Source organism: Butyricicoccus faecihominis, from assembly GCF_024462775.1.
Classification (GTDB): Bacteria; Bacillota; Clostridia; order Oscillospirales; family Butyricicoccaceae; genus Agathobaculum; species Agathobaculum faecihominis_A.
In genome coordinates, this window is sequence record NZ_JANGCE010000023.1 from 47,942 (window position 1) to 59,840 (window position 11,899).

Sequence of the window (11,899 nt, forward strand, 5' to 3'; positions counted from 1 at the left end):
TCCTTTCTCTTCATTCATCTGATTGCTGTACGAAGTATCAAACCATGCTTCCAGAAAATGCAGGTGGAAAAGCAATTGGAAGCAGTGGCAGGTAATTTTTCTTTCCCTGCCTTATGGTTTGATTTTAGCATTTTAAACGGCTTCGCGTCAGCCCGCCATTTGAGCCATCTGCTCCAGCTGGAGCGCGTCAAACTCGTCCATAATCTCATCCACGCTTTTCCCCGCATACAGCTCCTGCACCAAAACGCAGGTAGTACCCCATTGCTCCAGATCGATCTCCGGGTTGGAGCCCGGAATCGACCGGCCTGCCTCCACGTTTTCATAAGCGGTGGCCAGAATGTCGGGGCGGTCATAGACGATGTCCGTTCGGGGCGAGAAGCCGCCGCTGCTTTTCACCAGATCCGCGACCACTTCTTTGGACACCATCCGTTCCGCAAACTCTCTGGCCGCCTCCATGTGCTCCGTCTCATTGTTGATGCAGATACGCTGGGCGGCGTTCATGAGATTGACCTGCCCATATTCGTCGGTGGGGAAGCCAATAAACGCCATGTTGAATTCGTGGGTGCCGTAGACCTGATTCTGGATAGCCGTGTCATAGTGAACGACGAAAGCCACCTCCTGATTTAAAAACTGGTCCTTCTCGTCCCCGGCCTCCGCCGTCTTGGCAAAGTCCACGTCAAAGTAGCCCTTGTCCATCATCTCCTGTAAAAACTCAAAGCCCGGGCGCATGTACTGACTGATGGGCGTCTTTCCACTGTTGAGGGAAGAAATTTTTTCCTCCCTGCCGTCCTCGATGTAGAGCGAGGCGAAGCCCTGGGTCAGCACGAAAGTCTCCATCCACCAGCGGTTTGCCGCCAGGGGCGTAATCCCGTTCTCCTTCAGCACCTCGCAGCAGTGGAGAAAGTCCTGGGCTGTTTCAGGCAGCTCCAGGCCGCAGCGGTCCAGGAGGTCCTGGTTGACGAACAGGCCGTAGCAGATCATGGTCATGGGCACGGAGATCACCTTCCCATCAATCGTACACTGATTGAGTGCGTCCTTCGTCATGTACTGCACGGCCTCCAGATCGGACAGATCGGTCAGGTAGCCCTCCCGGTATAGTTCGTACGCCACGTCTGGATTCATAATGTAGAGGTCGTCCCCCAAGTGGCTGCGCACGCGGTCCCGGACGGCATCGTCATAGCTCTTCTCCTGGTAATCCTTTGGGGTGTAGGATTTATAAGAGACCCCGATGTTCGTATGATTTTTCTCAAATTCGTCGATGGCCATCTGCATGGCATGCAGGATGCCGCCCTCCCGGACCTCGTTTCCCATAGCCGTTGGGGAATAGAAGACGAGCTCCTCCTTTTCCTCCGGCACATCCTGATCCACAATGTAAGTACCCTTCTTACCGCATCCGGTCAGGCCCAAAAGCATACCAAGCGCGAGAAGCGCCGCCACTGTGCGTCTCATTTTACAAACCATTCTTCTCTACCTCTTTACTTCAATATTCAGATACTTTTTTACCTTCTGATAGAATTCCTGCATGTCCAGCGGCTTTGCCACATGGTCATTCATACCCGCCTGCAGGCATTTTTGCTCGTCTTCCAAATAGGCGTTTGCAGTGACGGCAATGATGGGAACGTCCTTCGCGTCCGCGCGGTTCAGGGCGCGGATCTGTCTGGTGGCTTCAAGTCCGTCCCAACGGGGCATCTGCATATCCATCAGAATCAGGTCAAAATGGCGTTCGCCCGAATCACGGAACAGCTCAAAGGCGTCCACGCCGTCCACCGCGCACACCACCCGCGCGTTCGCCATGCCGAGAAATTCCACCGCGATCTCCCGATTCAGTTCGTTATCCTCCGCCAGCAGAATGACAATCCCGGTCAGATCGCAGGCCTCCCGCACAGGGGCGGCGGCCTGTACCGCCTGCTCCGCGGTCTTGCCCTTAAAGCTGACGTCTACAAAAAAGGTGGTCCCCGCGCCCTTGGCGCTCTCCACCCGGATGGAACCGCCCATAAGGGAAACCATACTCTGTACGATGGAAAGCCCCAGACCGGTCCCGGTTTGGGCATGGACTTCCGGATCGTCCTCTCGTTCAAAAGGGTTGAATAGCTTTTGCTGAAAGGCCTCGCTCATACCGATGCCGTTATCCTGAATGCGGAAGCACAGGAGGCAGTAATCCCGGGCGGAGGGGTTCCACTCCACGGAAAACGTGATACGACCGCCCTCCGGCGTATATTTGACGGCGTTGCTGAGCAGATTCATCAGCACCTGACTCAGCCGCGTCCGGTCCGCCAGCAGCTCCATGCTGCCGGCCTGATTTTCTAAGACATACCGCTGCTTTTTCATGCCGGCCTGAACAGAAATAATATTGCTGAGATCGTCCAGCAGGCCGTCCAGTTCAAACCACTCTTCAGACAGCGACATTTTCTGGCTCTCTATTTTGGAGATATCCAGAATGTCGTTGATGAGACTGAGCAGGTGCTGCGAGGAGGAATTGATCTTTTGCAGGCAGTCCTTGACCCTCGCCCGGTCGTCCAGCTTGGCCTCGGCGATCTGGGCCATGCCCACCACGGCGTTCATCGGCGTGCGGATCTCATGGCTCATCTGGGAGAGGAACGAGGACTTCACCCGGCTGGCGTTCTGCGCCGCCAGGGCGGAGGCGCGGAGGGATTCCTGCATCTGTTCGTCCTTTGTAATGTCGAGGATGGACACGATACATTTTTTGGAACCGGTCATGATGATGTAGGAGGTCTCCACCTTGAGGCACTGCCTGAGGCCGGTTCTTGGGTTGTCCCATTTTACATTTTCCGAAATTTCTGCCCCCTCCAGAAATGTTTCTGGACGCAGGACTTCGGCCAACCGCTGGTTTCCTTCGAATGTGTCAGGTGGAGCCTTTCCCGCCGCGCCGTCCAGTCTCTGCCCGTCGATGCCCAGGATGCGCTCTATATTATCAAAGGCAAGCTCCAGCTTTCCGGTCCCGCAGTCATATAAAAGCACCACGTCCTCGATGCTCTTTGCGACGCCGTTAAACAGGTCGATTTGGTATTGACGCGCTTTCCTGCTTTTGCGGCCATACCAGGAGTACAGCCAAAAGGTGATGGCTGCCGCTCCAAGAATAAGGATGCTGGCGGCGGCGATGGTCTGCGTCACCGCCTTACCCTCGCCCTGAATGCTGGACTCCGGGATGATTCCGCAGAGATACCATTCGCCTCGGTCCACCGGCCAGAAATAGACGTAGGTGGCCTCGCCGTCCACCTGCATTCTGGCAATGGTGCTTTTCCCACCGGCAATGGCGGCGCTGATGTCCTGCTCCAGCTGGGCGTCCAGTATGCCAAAGTCCGTCAGGAAGCCGTGCAGATCGTATTTCCCGGAAATAAAGACCTTTGTGCTGGTGGGCTCATAGACGAAGCGCAGCGTCTCCGCGTCCAAAATATAAATCAGCCCATCGCCCTGATAGATCGAATTGGGCAGGATGTTGTCGTACCGCTCCATGATGATGTCCGCATAGAGGGTTCCCGCCGGCTCGCCGGTATCATAAACAGGGCACAGGACCGTATAGGTCCAGGCGCCCAGATCGCTCATATAGACGTCGGTCACCAACGAGTCCGTCTGTGCGTATATCTCCCCGGCGGGCAGGGCCGAGGGCGCGAACTCCTTGCCGTTGCTGCTGACGCCGGAATCGGAAGCGGCAGGTACGAAGGAGATCCGCGCAAACGGGCTGCTCTCATACATCCGCGCCAGTTGGGTGAGGGTATCCCCCCGCACGTCGAAAAGGTTTGCAAGCTGCGCGGCCGTGGACACATCGTTCCTCCTGATCTCAGCGATGCCGGCTTCTACGACCTGTACTATTTCCCGGACATTTTCCGTCGCCGACTGCTCCATCTGTACCCGGATGCGGGAGGACAGCCCAAAGATGATAGATCCAATAAGCGCCATCACTGCAAGCATCAGCAGTACCGCTCTGGATTTATGCCATTTCATGCGCAGCATCCTTCTTTCCACCGGCTTGTGATTCAAAAGGGAAATCAAATCTCAATCTTGTCCATCTATGCCTTGTTCATGTCTATTTCTATTATTATAAAACAAAGGCTGGAAAAACTCAACGGACTTCTGGCTTTCTTTAAGAGAAAATGATAAAATATTTAAAACAGGAGATGTTTAGGGCGGTGAATGACCTTTGCGGAACGAACAACAGTTTTCCAATTTGATCTATGAATACTTTCTTCTGCGCTTTCGGTTCGGGTATTATAAACGGGGCGATACCCTGCCGCTGGTTGAGGCCCTATGCCGGGAATTCGGCGTTGCGGAAAACACCGTGAAGTTAGCTCTGCGCCGTTTACGTGTGGAAGGCTATATTGATATGCGCGGCGGTCGATCTACAAAAGTGCTTTTTGAGCAGTCAGCGCGGGAATATCAGGACTATATTGCCTCCTTTTACGCCAAAAGGCAGGAGGCGTATTCCGACCTCTCCGCCTCTGCCGAGTTTACCTTTGTCCCGCTGCTGCTTGAGGGTCTGCGCCGCATAGACGGAGCAGAGCTCGACGCAATGTCCCAAATGGCCGAACAGGCGGAGGGGGATGATCTTCTTCATTTTTACTGCCTGATCTTGCAGAGGCTCAAGAACCCTTTGGTCATGAACCTTCTATGGGAGACGCTTTTCTTTTGGGGCTTCCCGTTTGCAGGGCAGAAACACCGCCCTACGCCATATCCGATTGAAACTGTCCGGGAAGGGATCAAGGCGATGATAGGCGGCGCGAAATTGCAGTTCTGGGATTCTGTACGCAATACATTGCTCGAATTTCAGCGGAGCGATCTTTTTGCTGTATCCAACTATTTAAGGCGGCATGTACCAAAACGGCCAAAAGAGGAACAAATTTCGTTTGTCTGGCGGATCTACCGCGACCACCCGCAGATCTGCTTTAAGCTGTCCGTCCAGCTTTTGCATGAAATTTATCTCGGGGCATACCGTGACCAGCCGTATCTTCCCTCCTATGCGGCAATGGCGAAGCAGTACGGTGCTTCCATTAGCACAGTCCGCCGCACGATAGCGGCGCTGCATGAAATTGGAGCCGTCCAGCCCATCAACGGAACAGGCATCCGAATATGTCCGATAGGGGAGCCGTGTAAGCCCGTCAATTTTTCAAACGCTACCGTCCGCCGCAATCTCTCGTTCTATGTGCAGGCATTCGATTTGGCCCGCTATACCTGTCAGGGCGTGACCCATGACTTCGTTTTGTCGTGCTCCTCCGAGGTCCGGGAGGAATTGATCGACCTGCTGGAAAAGGAGCTCCGCTCCGGGCACCACGGCATCTCTATCTTCCATCTTTTGAATTGCATCATCAACCACCACCGGTTGCAGGCCGTCCGGCAGGTTTATGGGGTCGTCTACAGCCTTTTTCTCTGGGCGGCGCCCTTAAAGGGGGCAAGCGGAGAGACGCCGGAGTTGGATCGGGCGGCTGAACGGTTTACAAATCTGATGAGCCAGCATCTGAGGGGAAATGACGCCGAGGGGTGTGCGGCGGCGGTCAAGGAGCTGATTGACAGACAGTTTATCGATGCCGAGAAGTTCCTTCATCGGAAGGGGATTCGGCTGGAAGAACTTCGACTCTCTCCTACCATAAGGTTTCTTGTGGCAGATAATTAAATGATACAAAATACCTTCCTAAAAGGGAACGAGACGATGGCGGAATACCATTGTCTCGTTCCCTTTGTGTTCTTATCCATCACGGGGCATGTTCTCGCTTATAAAGAACCGCTTTACAATTTTCTTTAGGGGGATTCCGTATCAATAGCGACGCAAAAAGATAGGGCAGGCCTGCTCCGGCAAGCTTCTGGGCTCGTTCCGTTTTATATTTATCAAGACAGATTTCTGGTGACCCTTCCCAGAAATAAAGACAGCTTACGAGGGCGCTGCGGCGGGATTGCGTCCCAAACCCGGAGCCATGTGTCCCTGACGCACTCTTCAGCATACTCATGGTTTCCCACGATATGCCGGAGCCAGAGGACCGCTGTTTGGCGTCACTACTGGGGCGACGAAAGCCCCTGACAAGAAAGCTGGGGCGGGACTATGCCCTATCTATGGCCCTGTACGCCACGGGCAATTACGACGCTGCCTATCTGGCCGGCCTGATCGCGGACAGCAAGGCCATGCGGGAAGCGGACTTCGAGAAATGGATTCTTTAGGCGTTCCACCGCGCCCTTCAATGGTGGGGGGGCAACTCCTGCCGGAGTGACTTTTGGGTAGTCTGATATCTAAAATTCGAGGCCCTCAACTTTTCTCAGTTGAGGGCCTCACTAGGCTTGAAAACACTGGCTTTTTGGACCATATATCTTTTTTGCCTTGTACTTTTGGAGCGGATGATGGGAGTCGAACCCGTTCATTATTACGGTATAGCTTGCTTTAATCGTAACGTGTTGCATATTGTGTTGCATTTGTTCAAATGCGGCGGCCCCGATCGATAAGGCCGGGGCTTTGTCCTGTCCTATTTGACAATCAGCCCTTGCCGCGCCTGCATGGCCGCATACTCCTCGCACGTCAGCAGCGCGGTGCCGTCTACTATCCTTTCGCCAGCTTTTCTTCTTTCATGCGCTGCCGTTCAGCAAGCTCTTCGATTTTTTCAAGGGTGAAGTGATCAAGCATCTCCTCATCTAGATCGTCGAACAAATGCGAGGGTTCTGTATCCGGCGTATCATCCTGCCGCTTCACGCAGTACCGGGCAAAGAGGTTAAACGTGGCATAGCACGGCTGCGCGCCCTCAATGCCTCCGTTTTCGTCAAACAACTCATAATCCTGTAGGTTATAGCCAAATTTCAATTTCCGAATCGGCTGTTTAACACACAATTAAAAAGCAGGAGGATTTTTACCTCCTGCTTTTAGTAGAACCTTAAATTACTTATCTACTGGAATACGAAAAGCTTTCAGACCATAATTTTTTGCCCAATAGGTTACCCCGTTGCGCGTAAAATATGGACGGTAAATGTAGTTTTCGTTTCCGCCACCACGTCTATCCGTCGTATGCATATGTGCAATTCCTTCCTTTCCGACCCGGAATTGTCTCTTGCATTCTCCTATCATATGTGTTATCATATTTAGTGCAATGAGGTAGCAAGAGTCGGGTATAGCCGAGTCTGTGATCCCTAAGAGATAACGTTGACAGACGTTATCTCTTTTTATATGCAATTTCTGCTGCACTCATTGAAGCGCCGCAAAAACGTGCAATCTCTTCAGGCTCCCAATTTTTAATAATATGATCGGGCATCATGAGCGCAGATGCAAAGGTATTTGCTTGCCACTCGGACTTCCTATAAGCTGGCACATCGTTTCGTTCATCTATGCGGCTTAACGCTAAATCCACATCGCGATGCATGAAAAAATGTCCTATCTCGTGCGCCAAAGTGAAACGGTCTCGTCCATTCCCACAACATGCGCCTTCATAAACGCTGTTTCGGATTTTCATTACATTTGTTGTCGGGTTATAGTTCGCCTCATCCCTGCCCATGTCAATATCCTCGACAATTTCATAGTCAAAACCCGAAGATAAAAAGGGCAACACTTTTTCGATGACCTCAACAACTGGAAAATACGATTCTTGATCCAAGTCCAGTTTTTTGCGCACCGCGCGCGCTAATGATTTAATGTCCGCCCGGCTTGCTGGCGGCACAAGAAATTCGCTCACGCTCATTCCTCCCTATTGCGATGTAAAATCGAAAGAATTTCATCTACCTGCGCAGATGATAAGCCATCAAACTGGCGAGCAAGTGCCAAACCCATGTCGCGCCGCCTACCAGACGCGCTGTTCAGTGAAATCGTAATCTCTTTTCGTGTCTCATCAAAGGCATCCCAGAGCTTATGCTGTTGATGACCATCCAAATGATACGCCGAAATTATCCCCTCGATCATTTTCCTCTGCGGCTTCCTTTTTCCATTTTCGACAGAAGAAAGTTGAGCCGAAGAAATATTCAGCACATCTGCCATATCCTTTAGGATTTGGCCATTATCAATTCGCAGTTTACGAAAGATTTTGCCCAGCTCCGTCACCATGCCAACTCCACCTCCTTCTATATTCTTTGCTTAGCATACCATGCGCCAGCTCTATTGTCAATACATTTTTGTGAATTTATTTTACAACTTTGTGAAATGAACAAATAAGCCCCGGCCACTCCACCAAAGGAGCAGCCGGGGCCTTACCATATCTATTCGCTATCAAACACCTTGTCCGTGTAGTCCTTCGCAAGGGTCAGCACACGCGCCATGTCCTCTGTCATGTCGATCCCCTTGTAGGCTTCGCTGCCGCCTTTGCCTTTCAACGTACCGGTCGCAGCCAACGCCTGCAGTTCCTTGCCGATACGGCCGGCGAAATCGTTCACGCTGCTATGCCGCTGCTCGGCCAGCACCTTCAACGTTTCGTCCCGCGCGATCTCGCGCACCTGTTTGTCTGTCATATCTTCTTCCTCCAGTTTCGCCTTAAAGGTTGTCCATAAATTACTGTCACGCACCCACGGCTCCGGGCAGCACTTGCCGGTCACGTCATAGTGCCGTATCACTCGGCTTGCTGGGATGTTATACCGGCCCATCAGGTAGCGCACCAGATCCAACGCGCGGTCTACCGTTGCGTCCGGGATCGCGTACTTGCCATCGCGGATCACGCTGCACATTTCCACGCCGATGCTGTTGCGATTGGTGCAGATGCCGCGGTACGGGTGATGCGCGGATTCCAGCGAGCCGCCGCAGTGCCAAGCAGCGTCGATGTCCTTGACGGATTGCACGACATTGCTTGCGTCCACAAAGTAGTGGGCCGATGTACCGATATTCGCACCGCTAAAATAGTTGCCGTTGCCTGCCGCTGTGTCGCCATTGTTGCCAGTGTAGTGCAGGACGATGTACAGGATGCTGTTACCTGCCCGTCCTTGGTAGTGGTTGCTGGGGTGGGCGGGGATGTAGTCAATCCGCATCCTTACCACCGCCCGTCAACTGCTTGTACGCCTGATTTGCACCGGTCGCGGCAAGGCCGGACGCAATGCCGATCGCCGCAGCCGTGATGTAATCTGCGTCGGCAAAGTCCGGCATGATGTACGTGGCCGCGATGCCCAATACAGCGCCCAGTGCGCCGCAGATGACCGGAAGCCATTTGTTATCAAGGGCGGTCGCCTTGATCGCCTGCGCCGCCAGCAGGCAGATGACCGTGATAGCAGGGATTGCGGTAACGCCTAAGTTGTTGATGTCCATTTTATAATTTCTCCTTTCACTGACCGCGCTGCTCCAGCACGGTAATTCGGTGTTCGTGGTCGTCAATCGTAGCATCCTGCTCGTCGTTGTGTCGCCAGATGCGATCATGACTTTTTTCGTTTTTGGTGCTGATGTCGTCCAGACTTCCCGTCATTAAATCTATACGGGTCGTCAGCTTGACAATCGACGTATTCAGCGCAAGCAGCGGTTTTACCACGGTCACGCCAAAGCCGACGAGTGCGATCAGCACGCCGACTACGCCCCATTCGTTCATAAGCTCTTCCTTCCCGCCCTCGAGGGGCTTAGTAGATGTTTGCGTCGGCAATTACCTGCCACGCATAATTTGCATTCAAATCTGCCCCTCCGCCATCCACCCGGATTCCATTAAATCCGTTTTGGTTTAAAGTCGCGGTGTTTACAAAACATTTTCCGGTCAGCGTATCCGAGGCACTCCCCCATTCAGACACGGTGTTTTCCGTACCGTTCATGGAAATAATCTTAACGGTCGGCGCAATTCGCATTTGGACTGGAAAATCCACGCGGCCAAGAATCCATTCATTCACGTACATGCTGCTTTTTAGCTGACAGCCATTCGTACCCGCACCGGAAATATAGAAGTACCTTTGACATTTCGCCAGCTCTTGCTGGTAGTTCGGCGGGGAATCATATGCAAGGGTAGAGACGGGGCCGAGTTCGAGTTTTGCACGGTAGAGCTTTTTCACCTTCGTGTCACTCGAATCAATCCACACTTTAAACTTTGAGTCTGCGTTTAAAACAAATGTGTTCGTCAAAATTTGTTTTGTTTGCGATAGCGTTGCGCTCACAGTCGGTGTCCAATTAGGCTCGATGCTCAAATTCCCGCTTATTTTAAGATTGGCATCCTCGTCCGATGATGCTTCGACCGATAGCGTGTAAATTCCCGCATTCAATTCTTTTTCAAAATTTTGCACAAACCTATGTCCGCTCCACGTAATACACCCATCACCGATGGTCAACGTTCCCGACACCACATCGTTCCAGTAGTCGACCATCCAGCGATCTATACTATATTTTCCTACCGCCGCATAGCTCTCTTTTCCTCGCTGGTTGATTGGGTTCCCAAAATACCAGTTATCCAACATATTCGGATTGCTCTGCGGCATACCGCTACCATGCACGTTAATCATGGCGGTCACCGCCTAACGGGTAATTAGGGGTTTTTACCCCCCCCCCCCATATTTTTACAGTTTTAGCCTTATGCATTGTGGTTTACCTCCTGCTGCATCATTCCGGTCAGCTCCGCATATTCCGCTTCGGTGATCTTTTCAGCCGCAAAGAAGATATCAAGCTTCTCGGACATTCCGACGGTCTGTCCGCGTTCGATCATGCGCTTTAAAGTTCTGTACAACATTCTTATACCCCCAATTCAAGCAAAGTTAATCTGTATTCATGGTCTACCAACAGCGCGTCCGCATCTTCTTGCGCGGTGGGCGCGGGGCTGGGCTTCGCCGCCACATCTGCCGCGATCTCATCGGCGCTGCGCTCCACGGCTCCGCTGCCCTCTAGCTTATACTTGTACACACCGTCACCGGTAGTCAGGCTGTCAAAATACTGGCTCTGCGCGTGGGCGTAGTGGTCGCCGTAGCCCTCATCGATCTGCACCCAGCCGGTGGGGTCGGTAATAAAGATGCTACTGCCTACAGCGGTAATACGGGATTGGTCGTCTACTTTGACGTAGACTTTGATGGGTTTTTGTTCTGTCATTTTGGTTCCTCCTTAGTAGATTTCTGCATCTCCGATTATGGTTGCTTCATAAATTTTTCCGGGCTGAAATTCGGACACAATATCACTAATTTCTATTGACGTACGCCCACCGAGATAGCTCTCATTCCATGACACAAGGCTTCCTTCTGCACGGCTATTGTCTTGTGAACATCGGAAATTGACATGCTGCCCTTCAGTCGCCCCATTTACTATTACTGTTGGGGTAGTCCGTTTAGTGGCTTTCCAAGGCTGCATCACTAAACATTTATTATTATCGACACCATAAAGTGTTTTGGGGTGGTATCCGGCAGTATGAAGCGTTTCACTCGAAATCACCTCATAATACCTCTGGCATTTCAGTAACTCCGTGGCGGGGTCGGGTGGTGAGTCGTAGGCAAGCGTCGATACTGGGCCAAGCTCAAGCTTTGCGCGCAACGGCCTAAAGCTTCCAGTACCCCAAACGAAAACACCATGCAGAACGTCGCTCACTGTAAAAGTGTACGTATTGATTCCGTTGCGAATCCGTATGTCTCTGTGTGTTTCTGCCGTAGCGCCCGAATCAGTTAAGTACATTCCATCAGTTGTTACGTTTTCGCACTCCAGACTTAGGGTAACGGTTTGACCCGCGATTCCCGACATCTCCAAGCCTTGCGAAAACCAACTATTGTTCAAGGTTACCGTGTCAATTCCGTCTGTACGCGTTGTGAGCGTTCCACCATCTTGCACGAGCCTCCACCGGTCTACCGTATACGCATGGCCGCTATAAGTACTCTGTCCCCTCTGGTTTATCTGAAACCACGGGTTAATAAGCAAATTCGAGTTGCTCTGCGGCAGGCCGCTGCCATGTACGTTAATCATGGCGGGCACCGCCTTTGGAGTAATTAGGGGATTTTGGGGGGGGGGGGGGGGGGGGGGGGGGGGGGGGGGGGGGGGGGGGGGGGGGGGGGG

Annotated in this window: 15 protein-coding genes; 2 read left to right on the forward strand and 13 right to left on the reverse strand. The window is 52.5% G+C overall.

Translation table 11 applies throughout. From position 1 onward, the window contains the following. Nucleotides 1-147 precede the first annotated feature (147 nt). Both NE562_RS12090 and NE562_RS12095 read right to left on the reverse strand, forming a co-directional pair. Nucleotides 148-1,449 (reverse strand): ABC transporter substrate-binding protein, encoded by a 1,302-nt coding sequence (locus NE562_RS12090; RefSeq protein WP_280962679.1) that lies wholly within the window; start codon nucleotides 1,447-1,449, stop codon nucleotides 148-150. 18 nt (nucleotides 1,450-1,467) lie between these two features. Beyond that, complete coding sequence (locus NE562_RS12095; RefSeq protein ID WP_280962680.1) at nucleotides 1,468-3,963, reverse strand: hybrid sensor histidine kinase/response regulator; 2,496 nt, start codon at nucleotides 3,961-3,963, stop codon at nucleotides 1,468-1,470. 223 nt (nucleotides 3,964-4,186) lie between these two features. Between NE562_RS12095 and NE562_RS12100 the strand changes: the two genes are divergently transcribed. Beyond that, complete coding sequence (locus tag NE562_RS12100; RefSeq protein WP_280962681.1) at nucleotides 4,187-5,626, forward strand: GntR family transcriptional regulator; 1,440 nt, start codon at nucleotides 4,187-4,189, stop codon at nucleotides 5,624-5,626. Nucleotides 5,627-5,838: 212 nt separating this feature from the next. Here the strand turns inward: NE562_RS12100 and NE562_RS12105 are convergent, their stop codons facing one another. Continuing rightward, on the reverse strand, nucleotides 5,839-5,967 hold the full coding sequence (locus NE562_RS12105) for a sigma factor (protein WP_280962682.1): 129 nt from the start codon (nucleotides 5,965-5,967) through the stop codon (nucleotides 5,839-5,841). A gap of 3 nt (nucleotides 5,968-5,970) precedes the next feature. Between NE562_RS12105 and NE562_RS12110 the strand changes: the two genes are divergently transcribed. After that, on the forward strand, nucleotides 5,971-6,165 hold the full coding sequence (locus NE562_RS12110; RefSeq protein ID WP_280962683.1) for a hypothetical protein: 195 nt from the start codon (nucleotides 5,971-5,973) through the stop codon (nucleotides 6,163-6,165). A gap of 373 nt (nucleotides 6,166-6,538) precedes the next feature. Here the strand turns inward: NE562_RS12110 and NE562_RS12115 are convergent, their stop codons facing one another. The 10 genes from NE562_RS12115 to NE562_RS12160 form a co-directional block, all read right to left on the reverse strand. Then, the gene (locus NE562_RS12115; protein WP_280962684.1) at nucleotides 6,539-6,796 is read right to left on the reverse strand and encodes a hypothetical protein; all 258 of its coding nucleotides are present in this window, start codon (nucleotides 6,794-6,796) and stop codon (nucleotides 6,539-6,541) included. A gap of 346 nt (nucleotides 6,797-7,142) precedes the next feature. Continuing rightward, complete coding sequence (locus NE562_RS17830; RefSeq protein ID WP_280962685.1) at nucleotides 7,143-7,658, reverse strand: ImmA/IrrE family metallo-endopeptidase; 516 nt, start codon at nucleotides 7,656-7,658, stop codon at nucleotides 7,143-7,145. 2 nt (nucleotides 7,659-7,660) lie between these two features. Beyond that, entirely contained in the window at nucleotides 7,661-8,023 is a 363-nt protein-coding gene (locus NE562_RS12125; RefSeq protein WP_280962686.1) for a helix-turn-helix domain-containing protein, read from the reverse strand. 152 nt (nucleotides 8,024-8,175) lie between these two features. Then, a complete protein-coding gene (locus tag NE562_RS12130) occupies nucleotides 8,176-8,934 on the reverse strand; it encodes an N-acetylmuramoyl-L-alanine amidase family protein (protein ID WP_280962687.1) in 759 nt (252 codons plus the stop codon). Continuing rightward, a complete protein-coding gene (locus NE562_RS12135) occupies nucleotides 8,924-9,208 on the reverse strand; it encodes a phage holin family protein (RefSeq protein WP_280962688.1) in 285 nt (94 codons plus the stop codon). Before NE562_RS12135 ends, NE562_RS12130 begins: the two co-directional genes overlap by 11 nt. Before the next feature lie 16 nt (nucleotides 9,209-9,224). After that, the gene (locus NE562_RS12140; protein ID WP_280962689.1) at nucleotides 9,225-9,482 is read right to left on the reverse strand and encodes a hypothetical protein; all 258 of its coding nucleotides are present in this window, start codon (nucleotides 9,480-9,482) and stop codon (nucleotides 9,225-9,227) included. Between the two features lie 28 nt (nucleotides 9,483-9,510). Then, the gene (locus tag NE562_RS12145; RefSeq protein ID WP_280962690.1) at nucleotides 9,511-10,374 is read right to left on the reverse strand and encodes a hypothetical protein; all 864 of its coding nucleotides are present in this window, start codon (nucleotides 10,372-10,374) and stop codon (nucleotides 9,511-9,513) included. A 68-nt stretch (nucleotides 10,375-10,442) separates the two neighbouring features. Next, a complete protein-coding gene (locus NE562_RS12150; RefSeq protein ID WP_280962691.1) occupies nucleotides 10,443-10,598 on the reverse strand; it encodes a hypothetical protein in 156 nt (51 codons plus the stop codon). Between the two features lie 2 nt (nucleotides 10,599-10,600). Next, nucleotides 10,601-10,951 (reverse strand): hypothetical protein, encoded by a 351-nt coding sequence (locus NE562_RS12155; RefSeq protein WP_280962692.1) that lies wholly within the window; start codon nucleotides 10,949-10,951, stop codon nucleotides 10,601-10,603. A 12-nt stretch (nucleotides 10,952-10,963) separates the two neighbouring features. Then, nucleotides 10,964-11,809, reverse strand: coding sequence for a hypothetical protein (locus NE562_RS12160; protein WP_280962693.1), 846 nt, complete (start codon nucleotides 11,807-11,809; stop codon nucleotides 10,964-10,966). Nucleotides 11,810-11,899 lie beyond the last annotated feature (90 nt).